Source organism: Nitrospira sp. NS4, from assembly GCF_049546785.1.
In the GTDB taxonomy this organism is placed as follows: Bacteria; Nitrospirota; Nitrospiria; order Nitrospirales; family Nitrospiraceae; genus Nitrospira_D.
In genome coordinates this window covers 561,304-582,002 of record NZ_JBMWAN010000001.1, presented here as the reverse complement: position 1 = coordinate 582,002, position 20,699 = coordinate 561,304, and the positions used below count along the sequence as shown (strand labels likewise).

Sequence of the window (20,699 nt, the reverse complement as noted above, 5' to 3'; positions counted from 1 at the left end):
CGCCGTTTCCAGTTCTCGCGTTCAAAGGGAGTGGGTGATACGCATCGTTTTGCTGACGACATCCTGCATGGTGGCGCTGCTGCTTGCCGAGGTAATCGCACGGATGTTCTTCCCGATTTCTGACGGACGGGACAACGTGACGCTCGATGGAAAGCCGGTAAAGGGGTGGTTCGAACCGGGCAGCGTGTACCGGCAGGTTTCTAACGAATATGACGCACTGACCACCATTACTGAAAAGGGGCACCGGGTGCCAGGTGCCGAGGGCAATCCCGATGTCATATTCATCGGCGATTCCTTCACGTATGGGTATGGGCTCAGTGACGACGAGACGTTCGCGAGCATCTATTGCCGGCAGCTCCACCGTACCTGTGTAAACCTCGGTATACCGGGTAGTGGTACATTGAAGCAGGTTGAGCGACTTGAGCAATTCATCAACGAGTGGCGATGGAAACCCAAAGAAGTAAAATTGTTCTTCTTCGGGATGAGCGGCAGCTTCTCAGCCGGTAACGACTTCGTCGACAACTATGACCGGTACATTCGGGAACACGCGGCCCGGGCGGACGGCGACCAAATTGCGCCGGGCCAAGCAGTTAGAGAGCAGCCAACGATCGGCCTCGTCGAGCGCATGATCCGCTTACAGGAGTCCGTTCTGGGGCACTCGATGTTGCTGCGCCTCGCCAAGTTCCACTGGGGGCCGATGCTCAAGAGTATGCTGGTGGCGGACCCCGGCGAAGGACGCATGGCGATCGCCGAAGCGGCGACCAGGGAAAGCCTTGCCAAGCTGGACGACTTGAGCCGTCGAGTCGGCTTTGACTACAAGATTTATCTCCTGGTGCCGGTGCAGGATATTATTCGCGGCACATACGGGGAAACCCTGGCGACCCTTAATCGGCTTTCCCCGAAGCCTGTTGTTCCCACGGCAGACTTGTTTCTCGACTCCCCCCAACATTTCTACTTCGCATTCGACGGACACCTCAATGCGAAAGGAAGTCGGCGTATCGCGGAACTCCTGGTATCAAGCGACTAATCACGGTCCGAATTTTTATTCCATCTTGCGGTCAGGAAAAAGGTCCAACGGCGATGCGAGGAATAGCGAAGAGTATCGTCCTGATCCTCCTAATTCTGGCCGGAACCCTCGCCTACTTCCTGTATCCTCCTGAGCCGCGGGCCGTGACCTTCCCCGGTGGCAAGCGGTTCGCGTTTTCAATTGTCGACGACACCGACATGGCTACGCTTGAGCGGGTGAAGCCGCTTTATGAATTGTTGCACCGATATGGTTTCCGTACGACCAAAACGGTCTGGGTGCTGGAATCCAATGAACCCTCCCATCCGCCGAACCGGGGGGATACGCTACAGGATCCTGCCTATCGGGCATTTATCCTCGACCTTAAAAAGCGGGGATTTGAAATCGCCTTGCACGGTGTCCGTGGCGGCAGCAGTCAGCGGCAGGACATTATCGATGGGCTCAAGGAATTTAACGGGATTCTTGGGGAATATCCTAAGATACACATAAATCACTCTCTCAATCGGGACAACGTGTACTGGGGTGAACTCCGTTGGTCCTTTGCCCCATTTCAGTGGGGCTACGGCTTGATCGGGAAACACAAGTTCTTCGGGCAGGATAGCGCATCGGCTCATTTTTGGGGGGATCTCGTCAAACAACATGTACGGTACGTGAATCAATTCACGTATGGGGATATCAACCTTCTTACGATAAACCCCTCGATGCCGTACCGGCTCTCGGATAAGCCGTATGTGAATTATTGGTTCCCGACCGCGGATGGAGATAATCTTGACTGGTTCGATGAGCTACTCCGGCCTGAGAATCTCGACCGGCTTGAACGTGAGGGAGGCGTGTGTCTGGTTTATACTCATATGGGGGCAGGCAGCTTCAATAAAGACGGGGGGCCGCACCCCAGGTTCGAGGCTCGATTGAAAGACCTGGCTTCACGAAACGGGTGGTTTGCGCCTGCATCAGAAATACTCGACTATCTGAGAGAGCAGCCTGGTTGGACGCCTGATCTGAGCTTTAGAGAAGAGGTGCGACTTGAAATACTGTTTCTCTGGAACGCGATTCTTCGTGGTCTCCTGCCCGCACCCATCCACAGTTAGAACGTTAGTGCGTGCGAAAACCGTAAGTTTCCCAGTCAAGGATTCAGTACCAGCAGCATGCGACGATCAACACGGAAGGACGCACTACCTGCAAGCCCGGTAGAGTTGACGCAGTCAATAGCGATAGCCTTGAGTCCTTCGATAATTTGGGGCTAGGCTAAACCCAACTGCTAGAAATCTTTTGTCCGGGGGCGGATGATAACTACAGCGCATTTTTCAGATTGTCAATCACGGCCTTGTCTGTCTCCAATATCCATTTGCCGTCTTTAAAATAGACGGGGCCCTTTGGTGACCAACGGAAATATCTATTGTCGGGTGGAGTAGTCTTTGTGATTATTCTTGCTTGAGAAGATACGACTACTGAGTTATCTGGAATGTCTGAAGCTACTGTGCAATTAGCCCCGATCCGACAGTTATGTCCGATTTTAACGGCTCCGATGATCACGGCGCCGACACCGATGTAGCAATTATCTCCGATCGTTGGAATACCCGTTGTCTTGGAAAACGGCGTGGGGTTTGCGCCAATTGTCACATGATGAAAAATGACACAATTTTCTCCAATTTTCGTACCGCCAGCGATGAAGACCCCGTGAAATCCATGGGGGAAACAAGGCCTCGTGGAAAACTTCACCGTATGACCAATAAAACTTCCGAACTTTCGAAGGTATAGATAATAAAGCAATAAGTACAATTGCCTTAGCGGTTCGAACTTGCAACCAGCGATCCTCTCCCTCAGCTTCCAAAACCCCCCGCATAGCCACACGACAAGTTCCGCAATCCCCTCAATCATATCTCTGCCTCCCCCCCCCAGAGGGGCGTGTATGGCGTAACATCTCTGCTGTGTGTCCCATGGCTCATTATGCGTTTCCGCCTGGCTCGATTGTAGTGCTTCTCAAAGGCGTCACCGTTAAGAGGGTAAGTTCCCCCCCAATCTCACCTGCCGAACAGCCCCCCACTGCTCAAGCTGGCAGGGGCGGGGAGGGTTTCGCCGGTGGCATTCAGTTGATATCCGCGCGTTCCCACATAGGACGAATAAGCCGAGGTCAAGTTGAGGCCCTGATCGATGATATTTTGAGACGGTGCGCCAACTAAATTGTCGGTCGCAACTATCCTTGAGGGATCAGATACATTGTCGTAATAGATATGACTCCCCGGATCGTTGTTAATGATAACGTTAGTTGAGAAGGTGAATGGCCCGTCGCTGGAGTCGGTGTTTCTTACGGAAACCCGACCGACAAAGGTGTTCCGATAGATGTGGACGTTGTTTGCCAAGCCATCTTGGTTCATTTCGACAGCAGTCCCGGTTCCATACGCATATTTGCCGAAGTTTGTAACGTTATATACCCGATTGAACAAGATCTCGGCGCTGCTCAGGGGATGCATATTGCCACCGATGCCCTTGTGCACAAAATCATAAACAATGTTGTGGCGAACAGTGATTCTGTCCAGCGGTCCTCCCTTAATGGCAATTCCTTCCGTATTACTGCCGCCGGTTGAGTCATAGGCGGTTCGGCAAATGTTGTCCTCGATAAGGGTACGCTGGGTTGAGTACAGCTTAATAAAAGCTCCCCGGTCGACGTCCTCAAAAATATTATCCTGGATCGTCATATAAGACCCCATCTCCGCACTGCGACTGGAGATGGTCGTGATCCAGCCCTCATTGACGCCCGGCTCTGTTGGTCCCAGCCGATTAAAGTGGTTGCGCCGAAAGACCTGATAGTGACCTGTCCCTCCGACACGGAACGCATGGTACGCCATGTTCACCACTCGAAACCCGTCGATGTAGGTATTATTCGCGGTGTCGTAAAATGAAATATGATTGCTCTTGTTACAGGGGCGCGCGCCGATTTGCGGATCTGCCGCGAAACATTGGCCGTCAATGGTCGGTGTTTCGCCAGGGTAGGCCAGCCAGGCGACGGGCTTGAATGCGTCGAGGACCGCCATGCGCCCCATCCCAAGGCTCCCGTAGCGTTCAATGGTCCCATCAATATGATAAGTGCCTTCACGGAAGTACGCGATTTTGTTTACATGGCTTTTCCGCCGTTTGGATTCATAGATGTCTCCCTCCCACATATCACGAATTCTCTTGAGAGGGTTTGATACAGTCCCTGTGCCAGGATTAGTAACGTCCCATTCCCTTCCATTGACTGCATCAATAAAAATGAATCGGCTGGCATCGACGGTGATTGTCCAGCTTGCACTCACGGTTGAGTTCTCAGCATCCCGTACGGTGATGGTAGGGGTTACGCTATTGCCATTCTGGGGGTTGGGCCATGAGATTTCGCCGGTCGTCGAATTAATGGTCATCCCGGAAGGTGCATTGGTCAGTGAGAAAGAGTAGGGGTACGTCCCACCTATAACAGATGCACGGATGTTGTATTCTATTCCCGGATAGGCCCAGAAAATCCTGTGGTTCGGACTGATCGCCGGCTGTCCCTCCGTAGGAGCGCTTCCGGCAGCACGCGGAAACGCTAATTCCAGCGGATAAATCGCGCCGAGTGCTATTTCTGTAAAGGCTAACGTCGCTGTTGCTGTGCACAGGCACAGTATGGTGAGTGCGTGCTTGATTCGCATCATGTTGGCGCTCCTGGCTAGAGCAATGACGGTATCACAATGTTTCCTCTGCTTGTAAGAGGAAGCTCCGGAAGTTCGGCCAGTGTGCTACGTGGTGGCCATGCTTCACCAGGGCCACCGGGAGGTGACATATCAGATCAAAGGAGCGGCGACTCTGACGTAGCCTTGCCGGCCGTTCGATTTGCAGTGGGCCGCATGGCAATCCATATAGGGCCGACTAGCTGGTTTCAGTCGACACGGGGATGCTCATATTGCCGGGATGCGAGCGGTGGAGTCGTCCGGCAATCTGTTCAGGCGAACAGCCCTGACGGAGGTGGGGCGGGAGATACTAGCAGAGCCAGGGCTTGAGGAGTGTGCACTGCTGCCGTGGCTGACGGGCCTGATCCAGCGGCTAGGTCTGTGTCGTGCAGGCCCTACCTATAGGAACGGGACCTGCACGGTATTGCGAGCCGCCTTGTGCGGCTCAGAGTGCCGGGGGGATGGGCCCAAGAGCTGCGCCAGTACGCGCAATGGTAGCCCTTGGGCCAGTCCCGGGCTTACAGTCTCACGTACTTCGGCCCTCAGAAAAGTTGTACGTTTTGAGGTGCCGCAGGAGGTGTCGTGTCCGTCCCGCCGCTTGTCGCGGTACCCGCCAATTCAAACCCGCGTTGACCGATCCAGGTGGTGCGGTAGCTGCCTTGAAGCAGCCCATTTGCATCCACGATCCCATCACCGGGAGCTCCCTGGAGATTATTGGTCTGGAGGTTGATGCGGCTATAGTCTGTTACGTAGTAGCAGCTTAACCTCCGGGCGCATGAGCCACCCGTTCCGCCGGTACTATTCACAATAACATTATTGTAGAAGTAGTAGGGACCATCTGTCGATGTAGTCCTGGACACGGTGACTTGACCGATGAAGGTATTGCGATACACCTGGGTTAGGGCGATCGAGGAGATCTTTGCGACGCCGATTGTGATCGTGCCAGTCACGTCATTCGTGCCCGACGCCCGCGATAAATTATGATAGATCTCCCCGCCCGTCGGAACGGAAGCCGTGTCCATGTTGCCGCCGACGCCCGTTATTACGTCGGACGCAAACGTATTGGCCCGCACGGTGTAATTAGGCACGGTGCCCTTGAGAGCAATGGTCGCCTCATTATAGGTGGTCCTGGAATAGGCGCTGGTCTCAAAGATCCCGCGCTGAACCCCGTAGACCTTCAATGAGCAGCCATCGCTCAACACATTGGCGAAATAACTGTTTTGGACCGTATCAAACCACGTCGGGCAATTGTCGCAACGGGTCCACAGGAAGAAGGAGGAATTACTCCCATCCAATCCAGCCCTGAGATCATGGGCATTGACGTTGCGGACCACGGCCCCGTAACCGCCGCTTCGCAAGTTCAGCTTGAAACCGATGCTTCCCACGTTGCGGATTTCCAGGCCATCAATCCAGATATTCTCTCCCTGCATCTGAAAGCAGGGCTGGATGTTGCCCGTCGACTCGAAATCGATCACGGGGGTCTGGCCTGGATAGGCCAGCCAAGTCACTCCTCGACTTGGCTCATACCACAAGACGCGCCGGCCGCAGTCACCGGGGTTGCTGCCGTCCTCAATGGATGGATCAATGGTATAGGTCCCCGCACGGAAATAGATAATCGACCGTGCTCCGCAGGCTGCATAGGCTCTGGCAATGGATCGAAACGGTGCGGCCAGCGAGCCAGTGCCGCTGCTATCGTTCCCGTTGTTCGCATCGAGAAAGCAAAACCCGTCGGCTCCAATCCTGGTGGAAACGTTGATCGACCAGGTCCCCGTGACGGACCGGCCATCGGCATCACGAATCGTGACGGTAATAGGGTTGGTCGTCCCGGTTGTCGGATTTGACCAGGTGATTGTTCCAGCCGTACAACCCCGTGGCCCGATGTTGGTGCAGGGCCCCGGCTCAATGGTCATGCCGGTCGGCGCCCCGCTCAGACTATAGGTATAGGGCCAGCGACCTCCGACGGCATCGGCATGAATCTGGTACGGGATGCCGGCATAGGCGCGATAAATGCGGTTGCTGGCGTGAAGGCCCGTGCCTGCTGTGCCGACCCCGACCGGCCGCGCGATCTGAAAGGGCTGGTAAGTCTGTGCGAAGGAAGGCGCTGCCAGGGACAATACGAAACACAATGCAAGAAGCAGTTTCATTGTTGTAGCCTCAATCGTTAACCGAAAATCCGAGCATTTGCCGCCACCGGGTTGATCGGAGCAACCATTTGCCCGGCTGTGAAGGTTTTGGGCGAAAGCGGGTGTTGCAAGAGCTCTCATTCCCGCCAACCTCGAGATTGCATGTATCATGGTTCTTTCCTTTCTAACGGTTCCAGGCCAACGCCAGTTGTCCGACCGCATCTTGCGCGCACTCACAAGCGCCTGGGAATTGTGTTACCGCACGACCTAGACACGACCTTGAATGGTCTTTCCGCCTTGTGGTCTTTCTACTCGCGCAATGGATCAAGCAAGTGTGGTGCCACAATGGAGTGCGATTTGTTTGTGCTGAGGTCTCTTCAAGAGGCGGTGTAAGTACACCTTTAAAAACAACGGGTAGGACGAATCTCCGGCCTCCCAACTTGCCTGGCTAACGAGTCATAGAGATCTTGGGAAAGCGTAGGCTGTTTGGAAATTATTGTACATATAACCTTTTAGTTTAAGGATGCCATAGAAACTATTTGAATCATTTGAACGCTATCTAATGCCTAACCGTATATATTTCATCCAGTTGCATTGTTTTATTAAATGTTCACGCCTTGTTCGAATGATGTAGGTAAACTCCTGCAGTCTGAAGCTCGTACCGGCAGTAAGAATCGAGGCGCTATTTCAATACGTCTCAATGCCTCTTGTGTCGAGCAGACCTGACTCAAGAAGTTCACGCCCGGTGTGCTTGACGTAAGAGGACTTCTCAGAGGCGGTATATTTTGCATTGCTGCTACCACTAGATTAAAAGAGGATTCATTTCTCAGATTATGGATGCTCAAGGGGAATCATTCGGGTCAATGTCTACCCGGCGTGGCAATCTTATTTCCCGGAAATAGCATGATCGTTCCTGCGTGGTACCCGATGGTGGCATTTCTCACGGCGGCTCTCGCTGGCGGGTTGGCTTGCCTGCTGTTTGTCAGGAGGAAGGCCAGCTCCTCATATCCAAGTCTCGCCGCACTCTTCGGGGCGATCGCGCTCACGCACATAGCACAGGGATCAGGAGTGCTGGACGATGCGCAGGCGCTCTTCTGGCAACGGCTTGCTCTGGCAACCGAATTGGTCCAGCCGGCGGCCCTGCTCTATGCCGGGATTGCGTTCTTTCATCCTGCGGAAGGGGGAAAGGATGCGTCTGCTCTTTGGCGAACTCGAATCGTTGCTGTGCTCGGCCTGCTTCTGGCGTTGCTGACACTGACAGATCAGGTGCTTGAGCGGAGGGCGTTCGACGACGGAACCTCCGCAATCGCATTAGCCTCATGGGGGTACGTGCCCTATCTGTTCCTGGTGGTCACGATGGCGGTGGGGCTGGCCCAGCTGGAGATGGTCTTACGGGCGAGCCATGAACCTGTCCGCTACCGATTGAAATTCATTGTCATTGGTCTGGGTGGGCTGGCGGGCTATCAAATTTACCAAGCCGGTCAGATGCTCCTCGTCCCGATTTGGCTGCCGGAATATGTCCTGGTCTCCAGCCTCGCCACAGCCATTGCGCTGTCCTTAATCGCCTATGGATTGGCGCGCAGTCGATTGCGGGAAGTCTTGGTCAACGCCTATGTGTCTCAGCAGGCTCTTTTGGGGTCTGTGAGCTTCATTCTTATCGGGCTTTACCTGATCGCAGTAGGGGCCATTGGAGAGTGGCTCCGGCAAACCGATCAATCGCTGGGAGTCGGTCTCAGTGTGATCGTGGTGTTCGGGGCCCTGGTCGGGCTGGCGATCGCCGTGTTCTCAAAAACGCTGCGCGCGGAAATTCGCGGGTTTCTCTCGCGGAATTTTTATCGATCGAAATATGACTATCGTGCCCAATGGCTTCAAGTCACCGACGCTTTTCAGCAGGCGGCCAGCAAAGACGCCATTATGGATCGCCTGCTGGATCTCTTGATTAAGACCTTTTCCACCACCACCATCGCCATATGGGCGTTCCGTGATGCGGATCGGCGCTTTTCTCAGATCAGACCGGTCATGGCTGAGACGGAGCCGTTCCTCCTCGATCTCACGCATCCGGTCATTGCGGAGCTATCGAAGAAAGATGAGCCGGTCATCATTAAGGGAGGAAGGAACGGAGAAGGCACCGGGACTGATGCCCTGGACGATCCCTTGGCGAGGTCGGGCACGGTGCTGTGTTTCCCGATCCGGACAGAGGGCAGGCTCAGCGCCTTTGTTGCCCTGGGGCAACAGCCCCACGGCGAGGACTATGGAACGGAGGATTGCGATTTACTTCGCGGGATTTCCCATCACGTCGGGGCCTTGCTCTCCAACGCGAGGTGGGCGGAAGAGCGCCAGGCATCGGCAGAGCTGGAAGCGCTGCACCGGTTTTCGGTTTTCTGTCTCCATGACTTGAAAAATCTGGCGTCGAGATTGTCGCTGGTGGCTCAGAACGCCCAACATCATGGCCGGGATCCTGCGTTCCAGGAATCGGCGATGAGGACGGTGACGGACACCGCTCAAAAAATGACCGCGCTTCTGAGCAAGCTCTCGCTCGCATCCTTTAATTCTCCGTGCGCGGGAACGCCTGAAGCGGTGGAACTCTTCGCTCTCGTCGAGGAGATCGTGGCCCCTCTCAGGGGAGAGGGGATGGTGCGGTTGCACGTTGCAGGGGAGGCGGTTCAACCGGTCATGGCCGTGCGAGAACAGATTCAACAAGTCTTGCTCAATGTCGTATTGAACGCCAAACAAGCCATCGGCCATGAGGGGGATATCTCGATTGCAATCGAGCAATTGAGCGCCGCCGTCGTCATTATGGTCGAGGATACGGGGTGTGGAATCCCTTCCGGCATGCTTGAGACGTTGTTCCAACCGTCTCAATCCAGCAGGCCCGGAGGCCTTGGTATCGGGCTCTACCAATGCAAGCAGATCGTGGAGGCGCATCAGGGGACGATTCAGATTCGAAGTCAGGTGGGGAAGGGGACTCAAGTCCGGATTGAATTCCCGCTGTCTCGCCCGTTCGGCGATCGCGAAAAAGCGTTCATTACGCATTGAACTGTGCCATCTTAGCGATGGAAGCCGTGGATATGTGAGGCCATGATGCATACCCGCCCTGCCCTGCTGCTTGTCGATGACGATGCCGAGATTCGGGACCAAATGAAGTGGGCCCTTGCCCCGGAGTACCAGCTGCTGGAGGCGTCTGATCGTGTGACGGCGCTGGCGCAAGTCCGGCAGGCGATGCCGCGATTGGTTCTGCTGGACCTGGGATTGCCGCCGGATACCGACGGGGCCTCGGAAGGCCTGGCTATCTTGCGCGAGCTCCTCAAGCTCAATCCCGGGGCGAAAGTGATCGTGGTTACGGGCAATAGCGACCGGGCGAACGCCGTCGCGGCCATCGAAAGCGGTGCCTGCGATTTCATTGAGAAACCCGTCCAGCTCGATGTCTTGAAGATTGTGCTGCAGCGCGCGAACTATCTCTCCGGTTTGGAGCGGGACAACCGTGCCTTGCAGGAGCAGGCCTGGCAGAGCGAGTTCGAAGGGCTGATCGGAGGCAGCGAGCGTATGCAAGAGGTGTTTCGCATGATCCGGCGTGTCGGACCGTCAGATGTGCCGGTCTTGATTACCGGGGAAAGCGGGACAGGGAAAGAGCTGGTCGCCAGAGCCATTCACCGTCAGAGCGCCAGAAAGGCCCAGCCTTTCGTCGCCATTAACTGCGGGGCGATTCCGGACACGCTGCTTGAGAGTGAACTGTTCGGGTATGAGAAAGGCGCGTTTACCGGAGCCGCGCAGCAACGAAAGGGACGCATCGAAAGCGCGCAGGGCGGCACGCTGTTTCTCGACGAAATCGGCGACATCCCGTTGCCACTCCAGGTGAAACTCCTGCGGTTCTTGCAGGAGCATGAGATTCAGCGGCTGGGTGGGAAAGACTCCATTGTCGTCGATGCAAGGATCATTGCCGCGACACATGTTGATCTCCAGAGCGCGATCGGCAGCGCACGCTTTCGGGAGGATTTGTACTACCGGCTGTGCGTCGTCACTATTCCCATGCCGCGGCTGAGTGAACGCCGCGCCGATATCCCCTTGCTGGCGCGTGCCTTCTTGCGGCGGTTTGCCGAAGAGCAGCGCAAGCCGCTCGCAGGATTCACTCCCGAGGCGATGGCCGCATTAACCGCGCACCATTGGCCCGGCAACGTGCGTGAAGTGGAGAACCGGATCAAGCGGGCGGTGCTCATGGCAGAAGGGAGATATGTCACCCCCTCAAACCTGGAGTTGCAACCCACTGCTGGCACGGAGGGAGAGGCTTCGACCCTCAGGGAATCACGCGAGAGCCGGGAAAAGGATCTGGTTCGGCTCGCCATGGAGAAGGCCGGCGGAAATATCTCTCGCGCGGCGGCTGAGCTTGGGATCAGTCGCCCGACGCTCTACCAACTGCTGGCCCGGTATGGGTTGAAGAAGTAAACGTTTGAAGAGCTCAAGGAAGAAGAGTCGGGCGCCTGTTAAAAAAACTATGCGCGTTGGTTTGTAAATTACTGACATTCTGAAAGTTCCAGTTCCTGTAAATACATTTGACGGTAGACGCTGCCACGCAAGGCGTTGAAATGCTTATGATCTCATATGTTTGACTTATCCAGTCTCGTTGTCTCTGTAAAAAAAGCTTACAAGTGATTATCTCCTGATCCATTACGCGGACATTTGATCCTATAATTTCAAGTATTTACGAAAAAATATAGGGTGGCATGTATCGTGCTCTCTTAGGCCCCAGACAGTTCATGTTGCACCATTTCACGAGAGGATCAAGAACCATGAATAATCAGTGTCGGAATGGCCTATCGGGTTTTCTGAGCGGCCTCACATTGTTCGGGTTGTTAGCGGTCGGAGCGCCTGCTGCACATGCCGTGCCCTCCTTACAACTCGATATTGCGGGAGGCTGGTACGACACTGCTACCCAGACAGTGATGACTCAACGCGATACCTTTACAGTGTATGCGTTAATCGATACAACGGCTCGCCCCGGGAGTGCGCCATCCCTGACCGATACGTACTATCTTTCGGTCGCGTTGGAACCTCTCACATCGGCGGCAGCGGACTTGGGCTCATTTAGTGTGAACGGGACCCTGGTTAATGTGACGAGCGGGATGACATTTGGCACTCCGCCAATTGAAGGTCTAACGGCTACCTTCGACCAGGGGGATCTTGCCCCGCATGGAATGTATCCCACGTTTTTCCGTGAGTTTGCATTTACATTTGGTTCATTGAATACGGCCGGCATCTATAACACAGCGGTAAATCCCGGCGGCATTACCTCCCATCTAGGGGGAACCGGGTTGCTTTATGCGGCGTTTCAGGTAGACCGCAGTCTGATGAATTCCGCATATTCACTGCATTTTGACTTGTATAGTGAAAAGTTCAGAAGCGGTGATATTGATGCGAACTATTACGCCCCTTTCACGAACGATGCAGGCACTACGGTGAGAGGCGTGCCTGAGCCAAGCACCGCGTTGCTGATGGGAGCCGGGTTGCTGGGCGTTGGGTTGTGGCAGCGGCGGCGTGCATCTCAGTCAGTGTAAGCTGACTGAGGTAAATAATAGAGAGCCCCTGTTTTCTGAGGGCCGGCGATCACCGATCGACCGGCCCTCTTTATTTGGTCGAGGCCTCCATTCCCGGGCGTATCCTGTTTCCTTACCTTCTTCCCTTTGCAGGGGAGGCACCTCTACGACATGGTCTTGTATGGTCTGCGCATGTGGATGGTGGATCCGCCTTGGCAGCATGAACAATTCCGAAATCGGATGTCCGTGATGCCAGAGGGGAGCACCTGTAGTTGGCCTGTGCCGCTCGCTTCCAAATTGTGGAGGCCCTTGAGCAAGAGCGAAGGGCGGTACTCTCCATGGATTTGCCATTGTTTGTAGGCAATCTTCACTGTTTTCTATAGGCGTTGTCCGTTTCTCCTCGATATTACCCCTCTAAAGCAGAATATCCTCATCATGTGGGTTTCGTGCATGATGCGCACGCTTTCCCGGTGGTTTACGACCAGTGAAGGCCATACATAAGCTATTACAACCCGGATCCGTTCTGGAGGAAACCTTCATGAATACAAACAGGTCTCTGGCCATGATGCACCGCAGTTCCCCCCCGTATCGGCATGTTTGGCGTGGCATCGCTTCGAGCTTGGGGGTTGTGGCCTTAAGCATCGGCAGTCTGACGCTGGCAGGTTGTGGAAGCGGAGGCGATAGCGGCGGAGGCGGCACTAGCGGAGCAGTCGGGGCAGTCGTGGCCAGCGGATCGAACGAGTCGGATGGCAGTAGTGGCGGGACTGTCCCGCGGTTCGCCTATGTCACGAACGAGAACGAGAACACGATCTCGGTCTATGCCGTGAATGCGACAAGCGGCCAGTTGCGTTCGCTCGGGTATGTCCTCACCGGGAATGGGCCCAGCCAGGTTGCCGTGGACCCAAGCAGACGGTTTGCCTATACGGCGAACGGGGGGGCCAACAGCGTGTCGGCGTTCACGATCAATGGGACGACGGGGGCGCTGACAGCCGTGGGTCCTGCGGTAGCCACCGGGGCTCTTCCTACTGCCGTGACGGTGGAGCCGAGCGGGCGGTTTGTCTACGTGGTGAACCAAGGCGCCAGCACAATGTCGGCCTATGCGATTAATAGCACCACCGGGGGTCTGACTGCGGTAGGTAGTCCTGTGGCGACGGGCACAACGCCCGTGGCCATCATGGTGGAGCCGGCCGGGCGGTGGGCCTATGTGGCGAACCAAGGCTCCAACAACGTGTCGGCGTTTGCGATCGATGGGACGACCGGCGCGCTGACGCCGGTGGCGGGGAGTCCCTTCACTGCCGGGTCAATGCCACGTGCTGTCACGGTGGACCCGAGCGGACGGTTTGTCTATGTGGCGAACCGGTCGTCCAACAATGTGTCGGTGTATGCGATTGATGGGACGACAGGGGCGTTGACGGCGGTAGGCACTCCGGTGGCCACAGGGGGCAATCCCCGTGCGATTGCGGTGGAGCCGAGCGGGCGGTTTGTGTATGTGGCAAACAACGGCGGCAACAGCGTGTCGGCGTTCGCGATCAACAGCAACACGGGGGCGCTCACGGCCGTGGGCCCAGATGTGGCCGCGGGGACGAAGCCCCTCTTTGTTACTGTGGATCTGACTGGGCGGTTTGCCTATGTGGCGAACAACGGTGGGAACAGCCTGTCGGTATTTGCAATCGATGGGACGACGGGTGCGCTGACGCCTTTGGCCACGTCGGCGACGGTGGCCACCCGCAGCGGTCCGAGCTCCGTCGCGATGGTTCATGGCACGACGGCGGTCCAATTCACGCCGAAGTTTGCCTATGTGGCAAATCAGGGCTTCAATAACGTGTCAGCGACCACGATCGATAGCACGACCGGAGCGCTGATGGCGGTGCCGGGGAGTCCGTTTACCGCAGGGACGGCCCCTCGTGACGTTGCCGTGGACCTGAGTGAGCGGTGGGCGTATGTGGCAAACGAAGGCTCCAACAATGTGTCGGTATTTACGATTGATAGCACGAGCGGGGCGCTGACGGTAGTGCCGGGGAGCCCGGTTGCCGTGGGGACGGCCCCGCGCAGCGTGGCGGTGGACTCGAGCGGGCGGTTTGCGTATGTGGCGAATGCCGGCTCCAGCAATGTGTCGGTATTCACGATCAATAACACGAGCGGGGCGTTGACGGCTGTGGGGAGTCCGGTTGCCGTGGGGACGACGCCGCGGGGCGTGACGGTCGATCCGACCGGGCGGTTTACCTATGTGGCGAACGCCGGCTCCAATACCGTGTCGGCCTTCACGATCAATCGGCTGGACGGGAGGCTGACGGCGGTGTCGGGGAGTCCGTTTGCTGCGGGGACGATGCCGCGTGCGGTCACCGTGCATCCGACGGGCCGGTTCGTCTATGTGGTCAACGAGACCTCCAATGACGTGTCGGTCTATACGATCAACAGTGCGACCGGGGCTCTCGCGCCTGTCGGTGGTTCAGTTCCCGCAGGGGCGAGCCCCGTGTCCATCACCGTGGATCCGACGGGGCGGGTGGCCTATGTGGTAAACCAGGGCTCCAATGACGTGTCGGTGTTCGCGATCAATGGCACGACCGGGGCGCTGACGGCGGCGAGCGCTCCGATTGCGACGGGAGCTCTCCCGGTCTCAGTCAGCGTGGACCCGAGCGGGCGGTTCGCCTATGTGGATTATGGTAACAACAGCGTCTCAGTTTTCACGCTCGATGGCATCACCGGGGCATTGACGGCAGCGGGCACCTTCGGGGATGTGCCTGCAGGCGGGGTTACCCCGCCTGCGATCAGCCTCAGTCCAGCAACCTTGTCCTTTACTGCGCGGGAGGGAGGCGGTAATCCGTCGTCACAAACGCTCAATATCAGTAATGTCGGCGGTGGTACCCTCGACTGGTCGGCAAGTGTCAATGGCGCCTGGCTCACGGTCAGTCCCACCTCCGGGACCGGCAATGGTGCGTTGACTGTCACTGTGGCAACCGGGGCTCTGACTGCCGGCACATACAACGGTTCCATCACTCTGAGTGCGCCTGAAGCGACGGCGGTTACGGTGCCGGTAACATTTACTATTAGGGCTGCCCCTGCCTCGGGCGGGACGGTGCCGCGGTTTATCTATGCAAGTAATGAGAACGATAGCACGATCTCCATCTATGCGGTGGATGCGGCGAACGGCCAGTTGCGGACACTGGGGTATGTCAATACCGGGAGAGGGCCTATTCAGGTGGCGGCGGACCCGACCGGGCGGTTTGCCTACACAGTGAATGGAGGTGCCAATACCGTATCGGCGTTTGCGATCAACAGCGCGACCGGGGCGTTGACGTCGGTGGGCCCGGCGGCGGCTACTGTAACGTACCCTGATGCTGTCGAGGTGGAGCCGAACGGGCGGTTTGTGTACGTGACGAGCCGCGCCGATAGCAGTCTGTCGGCATACGTCATCGATAATACAACCGGAGCTCTGACGGCGGTGGGCAGCCCACTGGCGACCGGCGCCATTCCCATGGCCATGGCGGTGGATCCGAGCGGGCGGTTTGTGTACGTGGCGAACCAAGGGTCCAACAATGTGTCGGCGTTTGCGATCGACGGGACGACCGGCGCACTGACGCCGGTGGTAGGCAGTCCCTTTGCTGCGGGATCAATGGCACGGGCTATTGCGGTGGATCCCACTGGCCGGTTTGCGTATGTGGTGAATCGGACATCCAACAACCTGTCGGCTTATACGATTGATGGGACGACGGGGGCACTGACACCGGTGGCGGGGAGCCCCTTTGCCGGCCTGTCTGACCCTCGTGGTGTCACGGTGGATCCGAGCGGGCGATTTGTCTATGCAGTGAATAACGGTGCCAACAGCGTGTCGGTGTATGCGATCAACGGGACGACCGGCGCCTTGACGCCGGTGGCGGGCAGTCCCTTCGCCACAGGGACGAAACCCCTTTCTGTGGTAGTGGATCCGAGTGGGCGGGTCGCCTACGTGACGAACATGGGCGCCAACAGCCTGTCGGCCTACACGATCGATGGGACGACCGGGGCATTGACTCCTCTGGCGACGGCGGCGACCGTGGCCGCCCGGAGCGGGCCGAGCTCTCTGGCAATGGTCCGTGGCACGGCGGCGGTGCAGTTCACGCCGAAGTTTGCCTTTACAGCCAATCAAGCTTCCAATAACGTCTCGGCCTACACGGTTGACGGGACGACCGGAGCGGTAACCACCGTTGCCGGCAGTCCGTTCGCGGCGGGGACGACCCCGCGGAGCGTGACGGTGGAGCCGGGTGGCCGGTTTGCCTATGTGGCGAATGCCGGCTCGAATAATGTATCTGCATACACGATCGAGAGCGCAAGCGGAGCCTTGACGGCCGTGGGCAGTCCCGTGGTAACGGGAACCACCCCGCGGAGTGTGACAGTGGAGCCGAGCGGCCGGTTTGCCTATGTGGCGAACGAATCCTCGAACAACGTTTCGGTGTATGCGCTCAATGGGACGACGGGGGCGTTGACGGTGGTGAGCGGCGGTCCGTATGTGGCAGGGACCATGCCGCGGGGCGTGACGGTGGATCCGACCGGACGCTGGGCGTATGTCGCAAATGCGGGCTCCAATAACATATCAGCATTTACGATCAATCGGCTGGATGGCAGGTTGACGGCAGTGACGGGGAGTCCGTTTGCTGCGGGGGCCAGCCCACGGAGTGTGACGGTCGATCCGACCGGGCGGTTTGCCTATGTGGCGAACGAGACCTCTAATAACGTGTCTGTCTTCACAATCAGCAGCACCACGGGGGCCTTGACGGCGGTCGGCAGCCCGGTGGCCAGCGGGATCAATCCGGTCTCGGTCACGGTGGAGCAGACCGGGCGGTTTGCCTATGTGGTCAATCAGGGGTCCAATACGGTTGTGGCCTATACCATCAACGGCACGACGGGGGCGTTGACGGCCGTGGGGAGTCCGGTGACGACAGGAATTCTTCCGGCCTCCGCCACCGTGGATATCAGCGGCCGGTGGCTCTATGTGGCGAATCTTAATTCCAACGATGTCTCGGTGTTTACGGTTGATGGGACGACGGGGGCATTGACGGCCGCAGGCACCTTTGTCGGTGCGCCTCCGGTAATCGGTCCCTTCAGTATTGCCGGTAGCGGCGCGGTGCAGTAGTAGATCGGGAGTTGCCGTCCTATGAGGCGGCAGGGAAAAATTGAGGGGGCAAGACCGATGCGGTGGGTGTCGGTCTTGCCCCTTTTTCTTTTATTGGCATGTAGTTTCAGTTCATCGGGGTCTATGGGCACAGATCCGGATTCTGTCGGCTAGGGGAGAGGGCTTTGTCCGCCTTGCTCTGTCCGGCATTAGCTGTAAAGGTCGGTGCCGCGAGGTGTAAAGTCTGTTTACGCAAGTAGGGATGCGTAACTGTTTGAAAATGTTATGAGTATGTGGTGATTGTTTCTGTCCAGTGGTGCTCATTTGTAAAGAGTTCTTACGGTTTCATTGGGATCGGATAAGGAGCAGGGAAAATATGTTTAGTAATATCAGTTGTTTGCGATTGTTATCCCGTCTGGCATTTCTTATGCTTAAGTACGAGTGCAAGAAAGCCTTCGAATAGAATGCCGCGGTAGGCTAAACAAGGGAGTGTAATCATGATGAATAGGCTCAAAAAGTTTTCTCTCCTGATGGGAGTAGCAGTCCTTGCGATCGGGTTGGCCGGTGCGCCGGCCTATGCATTGGACCTTAGCCCATCCACATCGGGGGTGGTTCTGGGGAGTTCTCTAACTCCGGCAACCGGCCCAGCGAATTGTGAACCAGGCTGTGTGTATCGCGCCTTTGGCTTGCCAAATGACGGCTCGTTGTCCCTGCTGTACAAGGCGACTCCAGGTACGACTGTATCGGAAACCGGAACTTTTGCGGCGAATTACAGCACGGTATTTAATTCATCTACTGATGCTTCGGGTGGAACCATTAGCTTTACAGGAGGTTCTTCAATTTCCTGCCCGTCCTGCTATCTGGCCGTGAAGGACGGGAATCATGCCCCTACCTATTATTTCTTCAATCTGAACACCTGGAACGGCACGGAGACCATTAACCTCAGCGGTTTCTGGCCTGGCGCTGGTTCGATCTCCCATGTGTCGATCTGGGGTGCCAGTTCTTCTGGCGTGCCAGAACCGTCGTCTTTGCTCCTGCTCGGTTCCGGGTTAGCCGGCATCGGCATCTGGAGACGGAAGTTCGCGAAAGCCTAATTCTCTCAATCGTGTGGATACCGGAAGGCCAGTCCTCCTTCACCGGATGGCTGGCCTTCTCGTTTTTCCACCGTCCTGCCTCGCCGTGAGTTCTATCAGCCGACTGTTAAACTGGTGGTCAGGTTGTGTAAAGTTATTTGACACACCTGTGTATGGGGAATGAGTTTCAGCAATAAGCAAAGACGGTAAACCCTCTACCAAGACGACCACCGTTGGGACGTAGTAGACCCTGCCGAAGCGCTCCCCAGTGAGCCCTTGTGCTGGAGAGGCTGTCAATCGTCTTAACAGTCTCCACTGGTTTCAGATCCAGAATATTCAAATAAGCTCAATTTGTCATAAACTTCGATAAGTCCCCCTCATTGGCATGCTCCGTGCTGTATTCGAGGCCAGGAACCTTGTGAAGAATCCTCGGTCAACAAAAAGGAGCAGCATCATGATGGGAAAGAAGCTTGGGAAGTTATACATCTTGTTCGGCGTCGCGGCCCTGGGGATCGGGTTGGCCGGTGGGCCGGCCCATGCGTTGGGCATCACCCCAAGTACATCGGGGGTGATTCCCGGGAGTAGCCTTACTCCCGCGACCGGCCCTGCCAATTGTGAGCCAGGTTGTGTGTATCGCGCCTTTGGTTTGCCGAATGATGGATCGTTGAGCCTGCTCTACAAGGCGGGGCAGGGTACAATTGTTTCGGAGACGGGACTCTTTGCGACCAGTTACACCACGAAGTTTAATAGTGATGCCTCTGGTGCATCCATTACTTTTGACGGTACCGGGTTGGCCATTTCCTGTCCCTCTTGTTACCTGGCCGTCAAGGACGGGATTCACGCTCCGACTTATTACTTCTTTAACTTGAGTAGTTGGAACGGGACCGAGACTATTAACCTCAGCGGGTTCTGGCCTGGCGCTGGTTCGATTTCTCAGGTTTCGATCTGGGGGACGCGCACGGCGGGGGTCCCTGAACCGTCGTCTTTACTCTTGCTTGGTTCTGGCCTGGCCGGGATCGGGATGTGGAGACGGAAGGCTTCCAAGATTTAAATCTCCCGTGAATGTGACAATAGAAGGCCAGTCCTCCTTCACCGGAGGGCTGGCCTTCTCACTTTGTCTTGAGGCCAGCCCTCCGAACTAGGTACATTCCCGAAATGGCATCTCGTCTATCAACGCGCCTCTTTGCCGGACCGGCTCTGGTCCTCTTCTCTGTATTGACGGCCTGTGTCTCCCCCCGGCAGGAGGTTCGTTCTGGTCCCGATCAGGGAGATACCGTCTCGATGCTGGCGCGTGTGCAGGATGTGGCGTTTCCTCTCTTACTGACATCGGCCGACTGGTGCCCGTTTGACCAGGAGCCGACATACGGATTTCTCCTCGCAGACGGGCCGGAGTCCATGATCGGCGAGGGGGATGCGGCGGGGAGGGGAGTCGTCGTCTCCCATGTCCACCCCCGGTCGCCTGCCGCGTCGGCTGACCTTCGGCCGGGAGATCACATCGTGGAGATCAATACGCAGAATGTGACGGACTCTGTTGCTGACGACGTGACGGGGTTGGTGCGCCGACTGACGCGGGCGCGGATTCAGCCGCTGCAACTGGACATCCTGCGATCAGGGCGCCGCCATCTGGTGCATCTCGCGGCAGTCCCCGCATGCCAATTTTCACTGCGAGTTCTTCAGACGGATCAGATTAACGGCCTGTCCGATGGGCGTCAGATCTGGGTGACGACGGGACTGCTGCGGTTTGTGCGTTCGGATGATGAACTGGCCTGTGTGCTGGCGCATGAGATTGCCCACAATGTGTTGGGTCATGTTCAAGAGGCCAAGTTACAGGCCATGCTGAACGCCCTGCTGGGTGCCACTGTGGGCGAGGCCGCGCCTTCCTCTGCCCCGCCCCGGTCTCTCGAAGCGCAGGCTGATTATATCGGCTCCTATATCATGGCCCGGGCCGGGTACGATTTGCAGGCTGTCCGGCGCGTGTGGCAGAGGCTGCGGGAAATAGAGGTTCCGCAAGACGGCTCCGGTCAATCGTTGGGGCGATCCCATCCTGCGACCGATGAGCGGCTGGCCGCATTTGAAGCCACTGTCATGGAGATTGAAGGCAAACGTGTTCGAGGCGAGCTGCTTGAGCCGGCGATGGGAAAGCGCTGATCCTCTCTGCTCGGCGGTCTACGCCAACTACCGC

At 56.9% G+C, this 20,699-nt stretch carries 12 protein-coding genes; 9 read left to right on the top strand and 3 right to left on the bottom strand.

Annotated features, from left to right (window positions below; genetic code table 11):
• The first annotated feature begins 34 nt into the window (after positions 1-34).
• Entirely contained in the window at positions 35-1,027 is a 993-nt protein-coding gene (locus ACO9S2_RS02505) for an SGNH/GDSL hydrolase family protein (RefSeq protein WP_423720247.1), read from the top strand.
• A gap of 53 nt (positions 1,028-1,080) precedes the next feature.
• A complete protein-coding gene (locus ACO9S2_RS02500; protein WP_423720246.1) occupies positions 1,081-2,112 on the top strand; it encodes a hypothetical protein in 1,032 nt (343 codons plus the stop codon).
• A gap of 202 nt (positions 2,113-2,314) precedes the next feature.
• Here the strand turns inward: ACO9S2_RS02500 and ACO9S2_RS02495 are convergent, their stop codons facing one another.
• The 3 genes from ACO9S2_RS02495 to ACO9S2_RS02485 all read right to left on the bottom strand — a co-directional run bounded on the left by ACO9S2_RS02495 (position 2,315) and on the right by ACO9S2_RS02485 (position 6,848).
• The gene (locus ACO9S2_RS02495) at positions 2,315-2,902 is read right to left on the bottom strand and encodes a DapH/DapD/GlmU-related protein (RefSeq protein ID WP_423720245.1); all 588 of its coding nucleotides are present in this window, start codon (positions 2,900-2,902) and stop codon (positions 2,315-2,317) included.
• A 143-nt stretch (positions 2,903-3,045) separates the two neighbouring features.
• Positions 3,046-4,689 (bottom strand): putative Ig domain-containing protein, encoded by a 1,644-nt coding sequence (locus ACO9S2_RS02490; protein ID WP_423720244.1) that lies wholly within the window; start codon positions 4,687-4,689, stop codon positions 3,046-3,048.
• A gap of 557 nt (positions 4,690-5,246) precedes the next feature.
• The gene (locus ACO9S2_RS02485) at positions 5,247-6,848 is read right to left on the bottom strand and encodes a hypothetical protein (protein WP_423720243.1); all 1,602 of its coding nucleotides are present in this window, start codon (positions 6,846-6,848) and stop codon (positions 5,247-5,249) included.
• A gap of 882 nt (positions 6,849-7,730) precedes the next feature.
• On the opposite strand from ACO9S2_RS02485, the gene prsK reads away from it, so the two are divergent.
• From prsK to ACO9S2_RS02450, 7 genes are all read left to right on the top strand, one after another.
• On the top strand, positions 7,731-9,863 hold the full coding sequence (gene prsK / locus ACO9S2_RS02480) for an XrtA/PEP-CTERM system histidine kinase PrsK (RefSeq protein ID WP_423720242.1): 2,133 nt from the start codon (positions 7,731-7,733) through the stop codon (positions 9,861-9,863).
• A 45-nt stretch (positions 9,864-9,908) separates the two neighbouring features.
• Positions 9,909-11,267: a PEP-CTERM-box response regulator transcription factor gene (gene prsR, locus ACO9S2_RS02475; protein WP_423720699.1), complete on the top strand. Its 1,359-nt coding sequence runs from the start codon at positions 9,909-9,911 to the stop codon at positions 11,265-11,267.
• 344 nt (positions 11,268-11,611) lie between these two features.
• Positions 11,612-12,376 (top strand): choice-of-anchor N protein, encoded by a 765-nt coding sequence (locus ACO9S2_RS02470; RefSeq protein WP_423720241.1) that lies wholly within the window; start codon positions 11,612-11,614, stop codon positions 12,374-12,376.
• Positions 12,377-12,893: 517 nt separating this feature from the next.
• Positions 12,894-17,465, top strand: a complete 4,572-nt coding sequence (locus tag ACO9S2_RS02465) for a beta-propeller fold lactonase family protein (protein WP_423720240.1) — start codon at positions 12,894-12,896, stop codon at positions 17,463-17,465.
• 476 nt (positions 17,466-17,941) lie between these two features.
• Entirely contained in the window at positions 17,942-18,538 is a 597-nt protein-coding gene (locus tag ACO9S2_RS02460) for a PEP-CTERM sorting domain-containing protein (RefSeq protein WP_423720239.1), read from the top strand.
• 433 nt (positions 18,539-18,971) lie between these two features.
• On the top strand, positions 18,972-19,568 hold the full coding sequence (locus ACO9S2_RS02455) for a PEP-CTERM sorting domain-containing protein (protein WP_423720238.1): 597 nt from the start codon (positions 18,972-18,974) through the stop codon (positions 19,566-19,568).
• Positions 19,569-19,672: 104 nt separating this feature from the next.
• A complete protein-coding gene (locus ACO9S2_RS02450) occupies positions 19,673-20,665 on the top strand; it encodes a M48 family metalloprotease (RefSeq protein WP_423720237.1) in 993 nt (330 codons plus the stop codon).
• Positions 20,666-20,699 lie beyond the last annotated feature (34 nt).